This is a genomic window from Alphaproteobacteria bacterium (assembly GCA_037200005.1).
GTDB lineage: Bacteria > Pseudomonadota > Alphaproteobacteria > UBA9219 > RFNS01 > JBBCGY01.
Genome location: JBBCGY010000001.1, coordinates 607480 through 629430, shown reverse-complemented (window position 1 = coordinate 629430; position 21951 = coordinate 607480). Strand labels below are relative to the sequence as shown.

Genomic DNA, 21951 nt, shown 5'->3' with positions numbered 1-21951 from the left:
GCCGCCGAACGCGCTGTTGTAGCCGCCGGTCGTGTTGCTGCCAAGTGCGCCAATGCTGAAAGCATCGGCGCCGAATGCACTGTTGGAGGCGCCCGTCGTATTGGATTTCAGAGCACTCGATCCGAACGCGTTATTGTATCCGCCGCCGGTCGAGGTGGAGAGCGCCATATAACCGACCGCCGTGTTGCCGGGTCCACTGAGATTGGCGGCCAATGCCTGATAGCCGATGGCAACGGTGTTGGAGATACCGGTCGCCGTCGCCAGAGCGGCCTGGCCTAAGGCAACATTTTTACTGCCCATGGTATTGCTGGCGAGCGCATCGTCGCCGACCACGGTATTATCGGTGCCGCCGGTATTGTTATACATCGCCCCGGCGCCGACCGCCGTATTGTCATAGCCTGTCGTCGTCGCCTGCATCGCACCGCTGCCGACGGCGGTGTTCCATTGTCCCGTCGTCATGCTCTTGAGCGTACTATAGCCAACGGCAGTGTTTTCCGTGCCGGTCGTCGTCGCATTCAGGGCAAGCGGACCCACGGCGACATTCTGCGTGCCGAACTGCCGCAATGCATTCGCGCCGTTGATCTGCAACGCGCCGGTCGCGGTCGTCAGGTTGAGTCCGGTCGCCGAGAACCGCGCCACTTCGACACCCACCGAAGCGATGCTCACCTGCCCGCCGCCGGTCGTCGTTGCCGAGAACAGGCCCGTCGTCGCCTCGCCATTGCGGTAGGGACTTGGAGCTGCCGCCGACCCGCCGAGCGCCGTCGTGCTGCTGCTGCCCGACGTGTTGGCGAAGCTCTGCCATGTGGTGCCGTCGAAATACTCGACCACGCCCGCGCCGGTCTGCGTGTTGTAGCGGATCATGCCCGCCGCGCCGGTGCCGGGCCGCTGCGCGGTGTTGCCGACCGGCGTGCGCATGGAGCTGGTATTGCTGCCGAGATCGAGCGCGATGCCCGCGACCATCGAGGTAAGGCCGGAACCAATCGCCACCTGCGATCCCGTCAGCGTGCTGCCATAGATCATCCCGCCGATATTCAGCCAGTTATTCGTTCCGGCGGCGGGGGTCGTGATGCCGGAGCCGATCAGGATATTATTCGCGCCGGTCGTGATCGTATTGCCGGCCTGATAGCCGAACGTCGTATTGTTCGCGCCCGTCGATACCGCCGCCGAGGCCTGGTACCCGAGCGCCACGTTGCCCGTCGCCGTCGTCTGGGCCAGCTTCAGCGCCTCGTAACCGATGGCGACGGTATTCGCAAGACCGGTCGCGGTGAGGAGCGCGCTCTTGCCCAGCGCGATATTATATTGCCCGACCGTGTTGCCGAGCAGGGCCTGATAGCCGATGCCGATATTGTCCGCGCCGGTGGTGGTGTTGTAGAGCGCCTGATAGCCGCTCGCGAAATTGTTAGTACCCGTCGTCAGGCTGTAGAGCGTCTGGGCGCCGAGTCCGATATTGTCGGTACCCGACATGCCGCTGCCGCCGCGAATTGCATTAGAGCCCATGGCGATATTCCGCTGCCCATTCACGTTCGAGAGCATTGCGCTGTTGCCTATAGCGATATTATCCGTGCCGGTCGTCGTGCTATAGAGCGCCGTGTAGCCACTGGCGAAATTATTGCCGCCCGTCGTAAGAGCGTAAAGTGCCTGGGCGCCGAGTCCGATATTGTCGCTGCCCGACATGCCGCTGCCGCCGCGAATTGTATTAGACCCCATAGCGATATTTCGCTGCCCATTCACGTTCGAGAGCATTGCGGTATTGCCTATAGCGATATTATCCGTGCCGGTCGTCGTGCTATAGAGCGCCGTGTAGCCACTGGCGAAATTATTGCCGCCCGTCGTAAGAGCGTAAAGTGCCTGGGCGCCGAGTCCGATATTGTCGCTGCCCGACATGCCGCTGCCGCCGCGAATTGTATTAGACCCCATAGCGATATTTCGCTGCCCGTTCACGTTCGAGAGCATTGCGGTATTGCCCAGAGCGATATTATCCGCGCCGGTCGTCGTGCTATAGAGCGCATTCGCGCCACCCGCGAAATTGTTACTGCCGGTCGTGATCGCGTTCAGCGCGCCGCTGCCGTAAGCGAAGTTGGTGGTCGAGAGCCGCAGCATCTGCGTGCCGAGCGACGCCGCCGAAACTTCGCCGCTGTTGGCGCTGTAAAGACCGGTGGTCGCCTCGCCGCTGCGGTAAGGGCTGGGCGATCCCGCGCTCGCCCCAAGCGCCGTCGTGCTGCTGCTGCCCGACGTGTTGGCGAAGCTCTGCCACGTCGTGCCGTCGAAATACTCGACTACGCCCGCGCCGGTCTGCGTATTGTAGCGGATCATGCCCGCCGCGCCGGTGCCGGGACGCTGCGCGGTGTTGCCGACCGGCGTGCGCATCGAGCTGGTGTTGCTGCCGAGATCAAGCGCGATGCCCGCGACCATCGAGGTGATGCCGGAGCCGATCGCCACCTGCGATCCCGTCAGCGTGCTGCCATAGATCATCCCGCCGATATTCAGCCAGTTGTTCGTTCCGGCCGCGGGCGTCGTCACACCGGAACCGATGAGGATGTTGTTCGCGCCGGTCGTGATCGTATTGCCGGCCTGGTAACCGAACGTCGTATTGTTCGCGCCCGTCGATACCGCCGCCGAGGCCTGGTACCCGAGCGCCACATTCCCGGTCGCCGTCGTCTGGGCCAGCTTCAGCGCTTCGAAGCCGATGGCGACGGTGTTGGAGAGACCGACCGATGTATAGAGCGCGTTTTCGCCGAACGCGACGTTATTGCTGCCGGTTAAATTGGCTTGCAACACATTATAGCCGAAGGCGCTGTTGTGCGCGCCGGTCGTCGTGTTCACCATGGCGAACGTGCCGAACGCGCTGTTGCTATCCGCTGTCGTCGCCTTCGCCAACGCACTGTCGCCGAACGCGCTATTGTAGTTGCCGGTGGTGTTCGAGCCGAGGGCGGCCTCCCAATATCCGGCCCCGAAAGCGCTGTTGCTGCTGCCGGTGCTATTGCTGGCAAGCGCTCCATTGACCATGCGGCTGCTGCCGAAGGCGCTATTCTGATTGCCGGTCGTGGTGCTGTAGAGCACGCCCACCCCAAAAGCGCTGTTCCCCTCGCCGGTGCTGTTCCCCTGGAGCGCATTGGCTCCCACGGCGGTATTGTGCCCGCCCGTGGTATTCTGCCAGAGAGCATCGACGCCGATCGCGACATTGCCACTCACCTGGTTGTTATAGAGCGCATAATCGCCGATCGCGACGTTTCCATCGCCGACTACACTGTTGACCATCGTATTATCGCCGAGCGCGGTATTATAGCTGCCCGTCGTCATGGAGGTCAGCGCCAGAAAACCGACCGCCGTATTAATCGTGCCCGTCGTCGTGCTCTTCAGCGCCTGATGTCCGACCGCCGTATTCCCGTATGCTCCCGTCTTCGCCAATTTCAGCGCCTCGTAGCCGATGGCGATACTGACGGTCGCGCCCGTAGCCGTGGAGAGAGCATCCGTGCCGACGGCGACGTTATATTGGCCGACCGTATTCGCCGCCAGCGCGTTCTTGCCCATGCCGATATTATCGGTGCCGGTCGTCGTGGCGTTCAGCGCGCTCTTGCCCACCGCGACGTTGTTGCTGCCGGTCGTCGCCGTCGCGCCGGTGTTGCCGACGACCAGATTATCGGTCGCGGGCATCTTGATCGCGTTCACGCTATTGATCTGCAGCGCGCCGGTCGCGGTCGTCAGATTGAGTCCCGTCGCCGAGAACCGCGCCACTTCGACGCCGAGCGACGCGACGCTGACCAACCCGCTGCCGCCCGACGTGACGCTGAACAAACCGGTATTGGCCTCGCCGCTGCGCTGCGGGCTGGTCGCCGCCGCCGATCCGCCGAGATTGGTGCTTGCCGGGCCGGTGCCGCCCGAGGCAAAGCTCTGCCATGCGCTGCCGTCGTAATATTCCGGCCAGCCGCTGGTCGTGTTGTAACGGATCATGCCTTGCGCGCCCGTGCCCGGACGGTCCGTCGTGCTGTTGCCCACCGGGATGCGGATCGAATTGGTCGTCCGCACATCGAGCGCGATCCCCGCGACCATCGAGGTGATGCTGCTACCGATCGCCACCTGCGATCCCGTCAGCGTGCTGCCATAGATCATCCCGCCGATATTCAGCCAGTTATTCGTTCCGGCCGCGGGCGTCGTCACGCCGGAACCGATCAGGATATTATTCGCGCCGGTCGTGATCGTATTGCCCGCCTGGTAACCGAACGTCGTATTATTCGCGCCGGTCGATACCGCCGCCGACGCCTGATACCCGAGCGCCACGTTCCCGGTCGCCGTCGTCTGCGCCAATTTCAGCGCTTCGAAGCCCATCGCCGTTAATCCTGACGCGCCCGTGGCCGTCAACAGCGCGGAATCACCGAATGCGCTGTTGAAATTGCCGGTCGTATTGTTGCCAAGGGCATTACTGCCGAAGGCGTTGTTGTTTGTACCGGTCGTGTTGTTTTGAAGCGCGCTGAAGGACCCGCTGCCGACCGCGTTATTGTCGTGGCCCGACGTGTTCGACATCATGGTATAGGCGCCGACGGCAGTATTGTTGAGGCCCGTCGTCGTTGCCACCAAAGCGTTGCTGCCGACGGCAGTGTTCCACTGGCCAACCGTATTCGACGTCAGCGCCAGATAACCCATGGCGGTATTGTCGTTGCCGGTCGAAGTCACCTTCAACGCCTGATAGCCCACCGCGACGTTGCCCGTAGCCGTCGTCCGCGCCAGGCTCAACGCGTCCGTGCCGATGGCAACCAGCTTGGTCGGCGCGAACGCGCTCGCCGTCGAGCCGATGGCGTTCACGCCGATGGCGACGTTGTCGGTGCCGGTCGTGATCGTCGTCAGCGCGCCCGAGCCGATGGCGATATTCTGCGCGCCGCTCGTCAGCGCCGTGCCCGCCGTGTAGCCGACGGTGGTGTTATTCGCGCCGGTCGTCAGCACCGTCGAGGCGTTGTAGCCCACCGCGACGTTGCCCGTCGCCGTCGTGCGCGCGAGGTTCAAGGCGTTCGTGCCGACCGCCGTCAGATTGACCGGGGCGAACGCGCTCGCCGTCGCGCCGATCGCCCCGGAACCGATCGCCACGTTGCCCGAGCCCGTCGTCACCGTCGCCATCGCGCCATAACCGAGCGCGGTGTTGCCCGTCGCCGTGGTCAGCGCCGTGCCTGCCGTATAGCCGAGCGTGGTGTTGGCCTTGCCGGTCGATACGGCCTTCGATGCCTGATACCCGACCGCCGTATTGCCCGTGGCCGTGGTCTGCGCATTTCTCAGCGCCTCATAACCTACGGCAACCGTGTTATCGAGTCCCGTCGACGTGGTTAGAGAATAATTGCCGATGGCGACATTGAGACTGCCGGTCAAATTGCTCAGCAAGGCAACGCTGCCGAAGCCCGCATTATCGTGGCCTGTCGTCGTATTCCGCAGCGCGCCGGAACCAAACGCGTTATTGTCGCTTGCCGTCGTCGCATGCGACAGCGCCGTGTCGCCAAAGGCGCTGTTCCAGTTTCCTGTCGTGTTGGCGCCCAAAGCCGCATTGACATTGGCATAGTCGCCGCCGAAAGCGTTATTGCCGCTGCCCGTGGTGTTTTGCTGCATCGCGCTTTCGTTGACGGCGCTCGAACCGAAAGCGTTGTTGTTCGACCCCGTTGTCGTCCTTTGTAGAGCGCCGGCGCCGAAGGCATTATTGGAATTCGCCGTCGTCGCGCTCGCCAGCGCGCCGGCGCCGAAAGCGCTGTTGACGCTACCGGTAGTATTGGCGGTGAGCGCGGAACCGGCGCCGCCGAAACTCGCATCGCTAGCGCCGAAGGCCGAGTTCAGATTGCCGGTGGTGTTGGACTTAAGCGCCTGATAACCGAAAGCCGAATTATGGCTGGTGGTCGTCGCCTGCAGCGCCTGATACCCGACCGCCGTTGAGCTTACCGCGCTCGTCGCCGTCGCCATCGCGCTGGTGCCGATGGCGACGTTATATTGCCCGACCGTATTCGCCGCCAGCGCCGACGTGCCCATGGCTGTATTATCCGTGCCGGTCGTCGTCGCCGCAAGCACCTGATAACCGACTGCAGTATTGTTCGTCCCGGTGGTCAGCGCACCCGAAGCGTTATACCCAACCGCCGTATTGCCGGTAGCCGTCGTCTGCGCCCACTGTAATGCATGATAACCGACGGCCACGGTGCCATCCAGCGCCGTAGCCATCGTCAAGGCGCTTTCGCCAATCGCGACGTTATAGCTGCCCGTTATATTGCTCGCCAATGCCAGGCCGCCAAACGCGTTATTGTAAGCGCCGGTCGTGGTGTTGGCGAGCGCAGAGGGTCCGACCGCAACGCTCCCCGTTGCACCCGTCTGCGCCACTCTGAGCGCCTGATAGCCGATGGCGACGGCGCTGGAGAGGCCGGTCGCCGTCGCCAGCGCGCTGGTGCCGATGGCGACGTTATATTGTCCTACCGTATTGGCGGTCAGCGCGGCGTCACCGATAGCGATATTATCGGTGCCGGTGGTGTTCTGCTTGAGCGCCCAGCCGCCGAGTGCCTGGTTGCGCACGCCGGCCGTATTGCCATAGAGCGCCTGATAGCCGATAGCGTTGTTGTCGGTGCCGGTGGTCGTGTTGTAGAGCGCCTGAAAGCCAAAGGCGTTGTTCCTAACGCCAGTGGTGCTGGTATAGAGTGCCTGATGGCCGAAAGCGCTATTATATGTACCGATCGATAAACTCTTCAACGCCTGATAACCGACCGCCGCATTGCCCGTCGCCGTCGTCTGCGCCAGATTCATCGCCTGATAGCCGACCGCGACGGCGCTGGAGAGGCCGGTCGCCGTCGCCAGCGCGCTGGTGCCGATACCGACGTTATATTGCCCGACCGTATTCGCGGCGAGCGCCGAGCTGCCCATGCCGATATTGTCGGTGCCGGTGGTGGTGGCGTTCAGCGCGCTGGCGCCGATGGCGATGTTAGCCGTGCCGAATTGGCGATGCGCATTCACGCCGTTGATCTGCAGCGCGCCGGTCGCGGTCGTCAGGTTGAGTCCGGTCGCCGAGAACCGCGCCACTTCGACACCGACCGACCCTACGCTCACCTGGCCGCCGCCTCCGGTCGCGGTGCTGAACAGACCGGTAGTCGCCTCGCCGCTGCGGTAGGGGTTGGGCGCGCCGACGCTGCCGCCCAGCGCCATGCTGGTCGTGCTGCCCGACGTGTTGGCGAAGCTTTGCCAGATGCTGCCGTCGAAATACTCGACCACGGCGCTGGTCGTGTTGTAGCGGATCATGCCGGTCGCGCCCGTGCCGGGCCGGTCGGTCGTGCTGTTGCCTATTGGAATGCGCATGGAGTTAGTGTTGCTGCCCAGATCGAACGCGATGCCCGGCACCATCGAGGTGATGCCGCTGCCGATCGCCACCTGCGATCCCGTCAGCGTGCTGCCGAAAATCATCCCGCCGATATTCAGCCAGTTGTTCGTCCCGGCGGCGGGAGTCGTCACGCCGGAACCGACCAGGATATTATTCGCCCCGGTCGTGATCGTGCTCCCCGCCTGGTAACCGAACGTCGTGTTGTTCGCGCCGGTCGATACCGCCGAGGAAGCGTTATAACCCACCGCCGTGTTACCCGTCGCCGTCGTCTGCGCCAGATTCAGCGCCTGATACCCGATGGCAACCGTGTTCGACAGCCCTGTCGCGGTATAGAGCGCGCTCTTGCCCAGGGCGATATTATACTGCCCGATTGTATTGTAATAGAGTGCGCCGTTGCCAATAGCGATGTTATCCGCGCCGGTGGTGGTGTTGTAGAGCGCGCTGGTCCCGCCCGCGAAATTGTTAGTACCCGTCGTCAGGCTGTAGAGCGTCTGATAGCCAAGGCCGATATTGTTGTTCCCCGTCATGCCGCTTGCGCCGCGCAGAGCGGCATAGCCGATGCCGATATTATACTGTCCAATCGTATTGGAATAGAGCGCGCTGTTGCCGATGCCGACATTGTCCGTGCCGGTCGTCGTGCTGTAGAGCGCCACGGAACCGCCTGCGACATTGTTGCTGCCCGTCGTCAGGCTGTAGAGCGTCTGAGAGCCAAGTCCGATATTGCTGCTCCCCGTCATGCCGCTTGCGCCGCGCAGAGCGGCATAGCCGATGCCGATATTCTGCTGTCCAATCGTATTGGAATAGAGCGCGCTGCTGCCGATGCCGACATTGTCCGTGCCGGTCGTCGTGCTGTAGAGTGAACTGGAACCGCCTGCGACATTGTTGCTGCCCGTCGTCAGGCTGTAGAGCGTCTGAGAGCCAAGTCCGATATTGCTGCTCCCCGTCATGCCGCTTGCGCCGCGCATGGCGGCATAGCCGATGCCGATATTCTGCTGCCCAACCGTATTATAATAGAGCGCGCTGTTGCCGATGCCGACATTGTCCGTGCCGGTCGTCGTACTATAGAGTACGCCGGGACCGGCCGCGAAATTGTTGCTGCCGGTCGTGATCCCGTTGAGCGCGCTGCTGCCGTAAGCGAAGTTGGTGCTGGAAAGCCGCAGGATCTGCGTGCCGAGCGACGCCGCCGAAACTTCGCCGCTGTTGGCGCTGTAAAGGCCGGTATTGACCTCGCCGCTGCGTGACGGGCTGGTCGCCGCCGCAGAAGCGCCGAGCGTCAGGGTAACCGACGAACTGCCGCCCGACGCGAAGCCCTTCCATGTGCTGCCGTCATAATATTCCGGCCAGCCGCTCGTACTATTGTAGCGGATCATGCCCGCCGCGCCGGTGCCGGGACGATCCGTCGTGCTGTTGCCGACCGGAATGCGGATGGAGTTCGTCGTCTGCACGTCGAGCGCGATGCCCGGCACCATCGAGGTGAGACCGGAACCAATCGCCACCTGCGATCCCGTCAGCGTGCTGCCGTAGATCAGCCCGCCGATATTCAGCCAGTTATTCGTTCCTGCGGCGGGAGTCGTGATGCCGGAGCCAACCAGGATATTATTCGCGCCCGTCGTGATCGTATTGCCTGCCTGATAGCCGAGCGTGGTATTGTTCGCGCCGGTCGAGATCGCCGCCGAGGCATTGTGGCCGACAGCCACATTCCCCGTCGCCGTCGTCTGCGCCAGGTAGAGGGCGTGATGGCCGATAGCGACGCCGCCGACCATCCCCGTGGCGGTATAGAGCGCGGCGTTGCCGATGGCGATATTATGGGTGCCGACGGTGTTGGCCCTAAGCGCGTCGTCGCCGAAAGCATTATTGAAAAACCCGGTCGTGTTAAAGGATGCGGCGCCGTCACCGACCGCGGTATTGCCGTAGCCGCCGGTATTGCTACCGAGCGCATTCGACCCCACCGCGGCGTTCCAGCTTCCTGTCGTCGTCGCGCCCATCGCGTTCGTGCCAACCGCCGTGTTGTTGATTCCGGTGGTATTGGCGTCAAGCACCGCATAGCCGATGGCCGTATTGTTGTTGCCCGTCGTATCCGCCGCCAGCGCCTGATGCCCGACCGCCGTGTTCCCCGTCGCCGTCGTTTGCGCCAGATTCAGCGCCTGATAACCGATGGCGACAGTGTTATCGAGTCCGGTCGACGTGTAGAGCGCGTTCGAGCCGATGGCGACGTTATACTGGCCGACCTTGTTGCCGGAAAACGCGACATAACCCATGGCGACATTGTTCGTGCCGGTCGTGGTCTGACTCGCGGCCCATGTGCCGAAGGCACTGTTCTGGTTGCCAGTGCCATTATCTCTCAGGGCCTGAAAACCGAAGGCGCTGTTCTCACTGCCGGTCGTCGTCCCGGCCAGCGCCCCGGAACCGAAAGCGCTATTGTTCCCGCCGGCAGTATTGGACCCCATTGTGCCGTCGCCGAATGCGGAATTATTGGCGCCCGTCGTATTCTGGCTCAGCGCCCACCGGCCGAAGGCATTATTATAATTGCCGTTTGTGTTATCTCTCAGCGCCTCATAGCCAAAAGCGTTGTTATTGGCACCGGTCGTCGTCGACACCAGCACCCGATAGCCCACCGCGGTATTGGCTCCAGCGCTCGTCTGCGCCGAAGAGAGAGCCTGATAGCCAATGGCCGTCGTGCTGCTCAATCCCGTCGCCGTAGCAAGAGCACTCGTGCCGATAGCAACGTTGAAGCCGCCGACGGTATTATTGGTCAGCGCGGCGTCGCCGATGGCAATGTTATCGTTGCCGGTCGTACTGAGTCGAAGCGCCCAGCCGCCGATAGCCTGATTACGCAGTCCCGTCGTGTTCGCGCTCAGCGCCTGATAGCCGAAAGCATTATTGTCGGTGCCGGTGGTCGTGGTGTTCAGCGCCTGAAAGCCAAAGGCGCTGTTTCTGGTGCCGGTGGTATTGCTATAAAGCGCGCCTTCACCGAAGGCGTTGTTGTAGCCGCCGGTCGTCGTGCTGTAGAGCGCCTGATGACCAAAGGCGTTGTTGCCGGTCGCCGTCGTTGCGCTGTAGAGCGCCTGATTGCCGAAGGCATTGTTGTACCTGCCGATCGTGTTGCTGTATAGCGCGCTATTGCCGAAAGCATTATTCTCGGTGCCCGTGGTGGTGCTATAAAGCGCGCTCTCGCCGAAGGCGTTGTTCACGGTTCCAGTCGTGTTGCTCTGCAAGGCGCTCGCGCCGAACGCGCTATTGTATTGACCGGTCGTATTATCGCGCAGCGCCTCGTTGCCGACTGCGCTGTTGGAAAAACCGGTTGTCGTAGAGCGCAGCGCGCTCTCGCCGAGCGCGCTATTGTCATGACCGGACGTGTTCGCCGCCAGCGCCTGATGCCCAACAGCGACGTTATAGCCTTCCGTCGTCACTGCCGCCAACGCGTTCTTGCCGATGCCAACGGATAGCGGCGCGAGGGTGGCGGACATCGCTGTGTCGCCGACGATGGGGTTGCCGGTCGTCGTCAGCCGCAGCCCGTTCATCGAATTGATCTGCAGCGCGCCGGTCGCGGTCGTCAGGTTGAGGCCCGTCGCCGAGAACCGCGCCACTTCGACGCCGAGCGAGGCGATGGAGACTTGCCCGCTGCCGCCTGACGTAACGCTGAACAGGCCCGTGCCCGCCTCGCCGCTGCGGCGCGGATTCGCCGCCGCCGCTGATGCGCCCAGATTGATGCTCGACGGGCCGGTGCCGCCCGCGGAGAAACTCTGCCACGCGCTGCCGTCATAATATTCCGGCCAGCCGCTCGTACTATTGTAGCGGATCATGCCCGCCGCGCCGGTGCCTGGACGATCCGTCGTGCTGTTGCCCACCGGAATGCGGATGGAGTTTGTCGTCTGCACGTCGAGCGCGATGCCCGGCACCATCGAGGTAATGCTGCTGCCGATGGCGACCTGCGATCCCGTCAGCGTGCTGCCATAAATCATGCCGCCGATATTCAGCCAGTTGTTCGTTCCTGCGGCGGGCGTCGTCACGCCGGAACCGATGAGGATATTATTGCTGCCGGTCTGCAAGGTCGTACCGACATTGTAGCCAATGCCGATATTGGTGCTGCCGCTGAAACTAATGGCAGGAAACGCCAGCCGTCCGACAGCGACATTGTGATCGCCCGATGTGGCCTGAAAAAGCGCATCGGTACCAATGCCCGTATTGCCGATGCCGGTTGTATTGGACTGAAGCGCGTCATAACCCACGGCGACATTGCGCTCGCCTCCTGTGTTGGCTTGCAGCGCCATGTGGCCAATCGCCGTGTTTCGCGTGCCGGTCGTCGTCACTTGCAGCGCCTGATACCCCAACGCAGTGTTGCGGATCCCCGTCGTAGTGGCCGCCATCGCCTGATAGCCGACCGCGACGTTACCCGTCGCTGTCGTCTGCGCCAGCTTGAGCGCCTCGAAGCCGATGGCGACGGTTTCGGAGAGGCCGGTCGCCGTATTGAGCGCCGCAGTGCCGATAGCGATGTTGTTCGAGCCGGTCGCATTATTGTAGAGCGCCTGATAGCCACCCGCGAAATTGTTGCCGCCGGTCGTAAGGCTGTAGAGCGCCTGATGGCCGAACGCGGCATTATAATTCCCCGACATGCCCGTGGCGCCGCGAAGCGCTTCATAACCGACCGCCGCGTTACCGGTTCCGTTCACATTGCTATACATCGCGCCGACGCCGAGGGCGCTGTTGTAGTTGCCGGTGGTGGTATTATAAAGCGCGACATATCCATTGGCCGTGTTCTGCACGCCCGTCGTCAGACTCCAGAGCGCCTGGGTACCGAATGCAGCATTATACTGCCCCGACATGCCCGTGCCGCCGCGAAGCGCCTCGAAGCCCACGCCTACATTATGCTGGCCATTGACACTGTTATAGAGCGCGCCCACGCCGACGGCGATATTCTCCGTGCCGGTCGTGGTGTTGTAGAGCGCATAGTAACCGGCCGCGACGTTGGAGACACCGCCCGTGATCGAAGTCATGGCGGCTTCGCCCAGCGCCAGATTAGCGATTCCAGGCATCTTGAGCGCATTGACGCTGTTGATCTTTAGCGCCCCGGTCGCGGTGGTAAGATTGAGACCGCTGCCGTCAAACCGCCCCACTTCAACGCCGGACGACGCTACGCTCACCTGGCCGCTGCCGCCCGACGTGACGCTGAACAGACCCGTGCCCGCCTCGCCGGTACGCTGCGGGCTGGTGGATGCCGCTGATCCGCCGAGATTGAGCGTGACCGACGAACTGCCGCCGGACGCGAAGCCCTTCCATGTGCTGCCGTCATAATATTCCGGCCAGCCGCTCGTACTATTGTAGCGGATCATGCCTGCCGCGCCGGTGCCGGGTCTATCGGTGGTGCTGTTGCCGACCGGAATGCGGATGGAGTTGGTCGTCTGCACGTCGAGCGCGATCCCCGGCACCATCGACGTAATGCTGCTGCCAATGGCAATCTGCGATCCCGTCAGTGTGCTGCCGAAAATCATCCCGCCGATATTGAGCCAGTTGTTCGTCCCGGCGGCGGGGGTCGTCACGCCGGAGCCGATCAGGATGTTGTTCGCTCCCGTCGTGATCGTATTGCCCGCCTGGTAACCGAACGTCGTGTTGTTCGCGCCGGTCGATACATTCTTCGACGCCTGATGCCCGACCGCGACGTTGCCCGTCGCCGTCGTTTGCGCCAGTTTCAAAGCCTCGAAGCCGACGGCGACGGTGCTGGAAAGACCTGTTGCCGTAGATAGGGCCGCGTCGCCAATCGCGACATTATTGCTGCCTGTCTGGTTATAGCCGAGCGCTGCATGGCCGAAAGCATTGTTATTGGATCCCGTCGTATTGGCGCCGAGCGCAGCACCGCCCGCAGCGCCGTCACCACCACCGACGGCGTTATTATAAGAACCCGTCGTATTCTGCCAGAGCACGTCACCGCCTATAGCGCTATTGGTCGTCCCTCCGCTGTTGGCGTACAAGGCGTAATCTCCGACGGCGACATTGCTGGTGCCGGTCGTGGAATTGCCCATAGCGTAGTCGCCAAATGCGGCATTGTAATGACTCCCGCTCGTGGCAATCGCCAGCGCCCGATATCCCATGGCGGTATTTAAGGTCCCGGTATCAACCGTCGTCAGCGCCTGATACCCTACCGCAGTGTTACCCGATCCCGTCGTGATGGCTTTCGACGCCTGATACCCAACCGCCGTGTTGCCCGTGGCCGTCGTCCGCGCCGTGCTCAAGGCATCGGTGCCGATGGCCACCAATTGCGTCGGCGCAAGCGCGCTCGCCGTCGAGCCGATGGCATTCTTGCCGATGGCGACATTGTCCGTGCCGGTCGTAACCGTCGCCAGCGCGCCCGAACCGATAGCGATATTCTGCGCGCCGCTTGTCAGCGCCGTGCCCGCCGTGTAGCCGAGCGTCGTGTTATTCGCGCCGGTCGAGACGGCCTTCAGCGCCTGATGCCCGACCGCCACGTTGCCGGTCGCCGTGTTCTGTGCATTTCTTAGCGCCTCATAGCCTACGGCGACAGTGTCATTAAGGCCCGTCGAGGTGTAGAGAGCATAATTACCGATGGCGACGTCGTAGATGCCCGCCAGATTGCCCTGCAGGGCGGCGCTGCCGAAGGCGACGTTATTGTTGCCCGTCACCGTATTTCGCAGCGCTCCGGAGCCGAAGGCGTTGTTGTCGCTTGCCGTCGTCGCCTTTGACAGCGCGGTGTCGCCAAAGGCGCTGTTATAATTGCCTGTCGTGTTGGCGCCCAAGGGCGCATTGGTGGCGCCATAGGAACCGCCGAAAGCGTTATTAGCGCTGCCCGTGGTGTTGGATTGCAGCGCGCTCGCGCCGTTAGTACTCGAACCGAAACCGTTGTTGTGATTGCCTGTCGTCGTCCCGCCAAGCACCCCGGCGCCGAAGGCATTATTGTTACTCGCTGTCGTCGCGACCATGAGAGCGCCGCTGCCGAAGGCGCTGTTCGTCGTACCGGTCGTATTAGCCGTCAGCGCCTGATAGCCCATCGCGGTATTATTGTTGCCCGTCGTCGTCGCCTTCAACGCCTGATGCCCCACTGCCACGTTGGCCGTCGCCGTCGTCTGCGCCAGCTTCAAAGCCTCGAAGCCAATGGCGATGGTATTCGAAAGACCGGTCGCCGTCGTCAGCGCGCTGGTGCCGATACCGACATTATATTGCCCAACCGTATTCGCGGCTAAGGCCGACGTGCCCAAGCCGATATTATCGGTGCCGGTCGTTGTCGCATTGAGAGCGCTCTTGCCCACCGCGACGTTGTTGCTGCCGGTCGTCGCCGTCGCGCCGGTATTGCCGACGACCAGATTATCGGTCGCGGGCATCTTGATTGCATTCACGCTGTTGATCTGCAGCGCGCCCGTCGCCGTCGTCAGATTGAGTCCGGTCGCCGAGAACCGCGCGACCTCAGTGCCGAGCGAGGCCACGCTGACCTGTCCGCCGCCGGTCGTCGTCGCGCTGAACAGACCGGTACTGGCTTCGCCGCTGCGCTGCGGGCTGGTTGCCGCCGCCGAGCCGCCGAGCGTCATGGTGACCGCCGAGCTGCCGCCCGACGCGAAGCCTTTCCACGCGCTGCCGTCATAATATTCCGGCCAGCCGCTCGTACTATTGTAGCGGATCATGCCCGCCGCGCCGGTGCCTGGACGATCCGTCGTGCTGTTGCCCACCGGGATGCGAATGGAGTTGGTCGTCTGCACGTCGAGCGCAATGCCCGCAACCATTGAGGTGATGCTGCTGCCGATGGCGACCTGCGATCCCGTCAGCGTGCTGCCATAGATCAGCCCGCCGATATTGAGCCAGTTATTCGTTCCTGCGGCGGGCGTGTCCGCGCCGTTGCCGATCAGGATGTTGTTGCTGCCTGTCGTGATGCCGTCGCCCGCCTGATAGCCGAAGGCGGTATTGGCCGCGCCCGTCGTATCCGCCGCCAGCGCCTGATGCCCGACCGCTGTATTCCCTGTCGCCGTCGTCTGCGCCAGTTTCAGCGCCTCGAAGCCAATCCCGACGGTGTCGGAAAGACCGGTGGCGGTGTAAATCGCCTTATCGCCGATGGCGATATTATTATTGCCGGTCGTATTGGCCGAAAGCGCGTCGTCGCCGAAAGCATTATTGAAAACACCGCTCGTATTAGCGGCCGCCGCGCCGTCGCCGACTGCCGTATTGCCGGAGCCGTTCGTATTGCTGCTAAGCGCCGAACTGCCGACCGCGACGTTCCAACTTCCTGTCGAGGTGTTGGCCATCGCGCTCGACCCGACCGCCGTATTCCCAACGGCCGTCGTGTTGGCGGTCAGCGCCTGATACCCGACCGCCGTGGTTCTGCGTCCGGTCGTGATCGCCTTCGATGCCTGATGCCCGACCGCCGTATTGCCCGTGGCCGTCGTCTGCGCCGCATTCATCGCCTCGAAGCCGATGGCGATGGCATTCGAAAGACCGGTCGACGTCGCCAGCGCGTTGGTGCCGATGGCGACATTATATTGCCCAACGGTATTTGCATGCATCGCATAGGTGCCCATCGCGATATTATCGGTGCCGGTGGTCGTAAGGCCGAGCGCCTCGTCGCCCATGGCATTGTTGGAGCTGCCCGTCGTATTACTGAACAGCGCGCCATTGCCGACGGCATTGTTGGAGCTGCCGGTCTGGTTGCTGTAAAGCGCGCCAGCGCCGAGGGCATTGTTGCCGCCGCCAGTCGTGTTGGCCGCTAACGCTTCGGCCCCTACCGCCGCGTTACCGTTGCCGCTCGTCGTAACGGCCATCGCATTATAGCCAACGGCGGTGTTGCCGAAGGTCAGATAGGGCGCGCCAGACGCGACGGCGAGCGCCCGATGGCCAACAGCGACGCTGTAGCTCTCGACCGACGCTCCCGCCAGCGCGTTGCGCCCGATACCGATGGAAAGCGGAGCAGCAGAGCTCGACATCGCCGTATTGCCGACGATGGGATTGCCGGTCGTCGTCAGCCGCAGCCCGTTCATCGAATTGATCTGCAGCGCGCCGGTCGCGGTCATGAGGTTCAGGCCGCTGCCGTCGAACCGGCCTACTTCCGTGCCGAGCGACGCCACGCTCACACGCCCGCTACCGCCCGACGTGACGCTGAACAGGCCGGTATTGGCCTCGCCGCTCCTCGCGGGATTCGCCGCCGCCGCCGATCCGCCTAGTGTCGTAGTAACTGACGAACTGCCGCCTGATGCAAAGGCCAGCCATGTGCTGCCATCGTAATATTCCGGCCAGCCGCTGGTGCTATTGTAGCGGATCATGCCCGCCGCGCCCGTACCGGGACGATCCGTCGTGCTGTTGCCCACCGGGATGCGGATGGAGTTTGTCGTCTGCACATCAAGCGCGATCCCCGGCACCATCGAGGTGATGCTGCTGCCGATGGCGACCTGCGATCCCGTCAGCGTACTGCCGTATATCATCCCGCCGATATTCAGCCAGTTGTTCGTTCCGGCAGCGGGAGTCGTGACGCCGGAACCGATCAGGATGTTGTTCGCGCCCGTCGTGATCGTATTGCCCGCCTGATAGCCGAACGTCGTGTTGTTCGCGCCCGTCGATACATTCTTCGACGCCTGATGCCCGACCGCGACGTTGCCCGTCGCCGTCGTTTGCGCCAGTTTCAAAGCCTCGAAGCCGACGGCAACCAGGCCCGATGCACCGGTTGCCGTCGTCAAAGCGTCGGTGCCGATGCTGACGTTGTACTGGCCAACCGTGTTCCTATACAGCGCGCCAGAACCGATGCCGATATTATCGATGCCAATTGTCGTTGCGTTCAGCGCCTCTCCGCCCAAGGCGGTGTTACCGGTGCCAGACGTGTTGGCGGCGAGCGCGCCGGAACCGACGGCTACGTTCCACGTTCCTGTCGTCGTTGCGTTGAGCGCCTGATACCCAACTGAGACATTGTTCGTGCCCGTCAGCGCCGTCGCGCCGCTGTTGCCGATCACGAGACTGCTTGCGTTGGGCATTTTGATCGCGTTCACGCTGTTGATCTGCAACGCGCCGGTCGCCGTCGTCAGATTAAGGCCGGTCGCCGAGAACCGCCCCACTTCGACACCGAGCGAAGCCACGCTCACCTGCCCGCTGCCGCCGGTCGTGGTGCTGAACAGACCGGTATTGGCCTCGCCGTTTCTCGCGGGATTCGCCGCCGCCGCCGATCCGCCGAGATTGGTGGTAAGGCTGCTGCCGGACGTGTTGGCGAAACTCAGCCAGGTGAGGCCGTCGAAATACTCGACCACGCCGCTGGTCGTGTTGTACCGGATCATGCCGGTCACGCCAGTGGGACGGTCCGTCGTGCTGTTGCCCACCGGAATGCGGATCGAATTCGTCGTCTGCACGTCGAGCGCGATCCCCGGCGTCATCGATGTAATGCTGCTGCCGATCGCGACTTGCGATCCCGTCAGCGTGCTGCCATAGATCATCCCGCCGATATTCAGCCAGTTGTTCGTTCCGGCGGCGGGCGTATCCGCCGTGTTGCCGATCAGGATATTGTCGCTGCCGGTCTGCAGGGTGCTGCCGACATTATGGCCGAGGCCGATATTGCTCGAGCCACTGGTGACGCCCTTAAGCGCGCCGGAACCCAGGCCTAGATTGTAATTGCCGGAAGTATTACGGCCGAGCGTCGTATCAGGATATGGGCCGCTACCCAACGCCGTATTATAGCTGCCATTGATATTACTCAAGAGACCACCGGCGCCGAAAGCGGTATTAAATCCTCCGGTCGTGCTACTCGAAAGCGCCGCATCGCCGAAAGCGCTATTCTCCTCTCCCGTCGTGTTGCTGCCGAGCGCCCCCGGCCCGAACGCGCTATTGAAGGCGCCAGTCGTATTGCTGCCGAGCGTATATTTGCCGCCACCGTCATTGCCGCCAAAGGCGGCGTTATTGATGCCCGTCGTGTTGCTGCCGAGAACATTCTCGCCGAAGGCAGCATTGGATACCCCCCCCGTGTTGGCGTCCAACGCCTGATAACCAACCGCCGTATTAGCCGTGCCTGTCGTCGTCGCGTTCAGCGCCTGATACCCAACCGAGACATTGTTTGCGCCCGTCAAAGCCGTCGCGCCGCTGTTGCCGATCACGAGACTGCTTGCGTTGGGCATCTTGATCGCGTTCACGCTGTTGATCTGCAGCGCGCCGGTCGCCGTCGTCAGGTTGAGGCCGGTCGCCGAGAAGCGCCCCACTTCGACGCCGAGCGAAGCCACGCTCACCTGCCCGCTGCCGCCGGTCGTGGTGCTGAACAGACCGGTCGTGAGTTCGCCGCTTCTGTATGGGTTGTTGGCCGAAGCCGAGCCGCCCAGGACAATACTCATCCCGGTGCTGGTCGCGCTGCTGAAGCTCTGCCATATGGTGCCGTCGAAATATTCCGGCGTGCCGCTGGACGTATTATAGCGAAGCATGCCCGCCGCGCCGGTGGTCGGACGCTCCGCGCTGGTGCCGACCGGAATGCGTATCGAATTGGTCGTCCGCACATCAAGCGCGATTTGCGGGGTCATCGAGGTGATGCCGGAGCCGATAGCGACTTGCGATCCCGTCAGCGTGCTGCCATAGATCATCCCGCCGAGATTTAGCCAGTTGTTCGTATCGGCGGCGGGGGTCGTGACGCCGGAGCCGATCAAGAGGTTGTTCGCACCCGTCGTGATCGTGTTGCCCGCATTATAACCGAACGTCGTGTTGTTCGCGCCGGTCGTAATCGCCGTTGAAGCCTGATACCCGACCGCCGTGTTGCCGGTCGCCGAAGAATATGCCGCCGTCAGCGCCGCATAGCCGACGCCGACCAGATTATTGACAAGGGCGCTTTGCCCGACCGTACCCATGACGGCATTGTGACCGACGGCCACATTATTGCTGCCGCCTACATTGCGATAGAGCGTGTCGCTGCCCACGGCGACATTATTATTACCGGTCGTGGTTGAATACAGCGCCTCGACACCGAAGGCATTGTTGGAAGAGCCGGTGGTGTTGCCGTAAAGCGCGGTCGCGCCGAATGCGCTGTTAAAGCTTCCGGTCGTCGTGTTTTGCAGAACCGAATCGCCGAAGCCAGAATTATATAGACCATAGGTATTGTTGAGCAGGGCCCTATAGCCAAACGCATTATTCAATGAGCCCCAGTTGTTATACAGGGCCTGATACCCAACCGCGTTGTTCTGATCGCCTCCCGCGGTGCCGGTCGCCATCGCCTGATAACCGATAGCGACATTGTAGCTCGATGAAATATTGTCTCTGAGCGCCTCGCGCCCCACGGCGACATTGCCGCTGCCTGTCGTGTTGGCGGCAAGCGCCCGATGGCCGATCGCCACCGCAGACCGCTCCGCCGTCACGCTCGCCAGCGCGTTCTTGCCGATGCCGACCGATAGCGGCGCGAGGGTGGCGGACATCGCCGTGTCGCCGACGATGGGGTTGCCGGTCGTCGTCAGCCGCAGGCCGTTCATCGAATTGATCTGCAAGGCGCCCGTCGCCGTCGTCAGATTGAGTCCGGTCGCCGAGAAGCGCGCGACTTCCGTGCCGAGCGACGCCACGCTCACCCGTCCGGTCGCGCCGCTGAACAGACCGGTATTCACTTCGGTGTCGCGTGCCGGATTGGTCGCGGCGGCGCTGACGCCCAGCGCCATGCTGCCGCCGCCCGTGGACGTGCCGGAAAAACCGCTCGCGCTGATGGTGCCGCTGAAGGTGACGTTGCCGGTCGCGCGATCGATCATGAAGGGCGTGCCGGGAAGCGGATCGCCATTGTCGTCATATCGCTTGATGACGAAATTCGAGCCGACCGCGCCGCCGGTTTCATCGGTATTGTCGGCGCCGAATTCCCACCGCCTGTCCGCATTGGTCGTGATGCGGAAGAAGCGGTTGGTTTCTTCCTCGCCCTCGAGCCTGATGGCGGCGTTCGTGCCCGCGACATGCAGCCGGTCTTGCGGATCGGTCGTGCCGAGACCGAGATAACCCACGTCGTTGAAGACCGCCTGCGTCGTGCCCTCGATCGTGAAGGCGATCTCGCCGCCGGTGCTGGTGCCCGCCGTGAGGTCGCTCACGGTGACGGCCGTATCATTTTCCCGAAGCTCGTTGGAGACCACGTCGTGAGGCGTGGTCACGATGCCTTTATCGTTCACCGTGCCCCAGTTATACACAACTCCGCCGATGGCGTCCGGAGGCGGCAAGCGATCCCGGTGAAGCGTCCCGACCGTCAGGTTAGACGCGTCGTTCGCATGGAGATTGGCCAGCGCCCCGCTCCAGTCCGTCGCGCCCGTGCCGCCATGGGCGATATCCAGCGTTCCCGATATGGTCGTCGCGGTCCCCGCCGACGTGGCGTTGGAAGCCGTAATGTTGACCGGATTGCCGTTGACGAGGCCGAGCGCGGTATAAGCGTCGCCGGTCGTCGTCGCGATAAACACCGCTTTGCCCGTCGCGCCCGCGCCGAGCGCGTCTTGTCCCGCGCTCTCGGTGCCGGCCGCGAATACCGCCTTGCCTGTCGCGCCCGCGCCGAGAGAATCCAGCGCCGCGCCGGTGCTGATCGCCGTGAACACGCCCTCGCCAACCGACGTCGCGCCGAGCGTTGCCCGCGCCGTCGAAGCCGTCGCCGTCTGGAACAGCGCGTCGCCTATCGCCTGCGCCCCCAAGGTCGCGCGCGCATCGGCGGCCGTCGAAGTCTGGAACAAAAGATCGCCGATAGCGCCCGCGCCGAGCGCGCCGCGCCCCGCCGCTGTAGATCCGGCCGTAAATACGCCATGGCCGACTGCCGTCGCGCCTAGCGCCACGCGAGCGCCTGTCTCCGTCAGCGACCTGAAAACGTCTATGCCTGTTGTCTGACCGCCGAAATTGGTCAAGGCATCATCCGCTGTGCGCGCGCCCGTGCCGCCCTGGTCGATCGGCAGCGCCGTCGTCGTCAGGGTCAGAGACCCCGTCGTTATATTTCCCGTAGCCGACAGCGTCAAAGACCGCGCGGTGATATCACCGCTGGCGGTGACCTGCACGGCGTCACCGGCAATGCCGAAATGGGCTTTGGCGGGATCGACGCCGGTCGCGGTCTGATAATCCCATACATTGGCGCGCTGAATGGTATTGGCGACGCTCAACCACTCAACGCGGTCGTCGCCTCCCGGCGTAGTTCCGCTGTTACACGTACTCTGAAGACGGCCATCCGGCCCGGCGCTGATGATCATGATGCCGGAATCACCCGGATTGGCCGCAAGTCCTTCCCAGCGGCAATAAATATAATAATGCCCCCAGGGATCAAGCTGCTTCGTCCCTGACGCAGGATCGAGAACGCCGAAGGTAGTCGGCGAACCGCTGCCGCCTGCAGTGGAACAATCCGTGGTGTTGCCGCCAGGCAGTTTTGCCGCGTCGGCGGAACTGCAATCCAGCACGGCGGGCGGCTGTATTTGTGTTTCTCCGTTAATCAGGGTCGTCTTCGCCGCCAATGTCCTGGACGCGGCAGACAGCTCATTCTTCGCGGCGTTATTGCGGCTGATTTCGATATTGGTCCGCAGGATTTGCGAGTAGCCGCTGAACAAAATCGCCGCGCCGACCCCGGCCAGGGTCAGGACATAGAGAATAGGCGCGATCATGAATCCGGCTTCGCGGGCGCGCGCCGGGGTTTTCCTCTTCCGCAGAAGAGGATTGGACGTAACGGAATGGCGTTTTTGCGTCAT

1 protein-coding gene (only partly in view) is annotated in these 21951 nt (G+C 62.9%); it reads right to left on the bottom strand.

From position 1 onward, the window contains the following. On the bottom strand, window positions 1-21951 hold the 5' portion of the coding sequence (locus WDO70_03235) for a tail fiber domain-containing protein (GenBank protein MEJ0062223.1). Its footprint begins 7425 nt before the window's first position; 21951 of the gene's 29376 nt are visible here — the first part of the coding sequence; it begins with the start codon at window positions 21949-21951; its stop codon lies beyond the left edge, outside the window.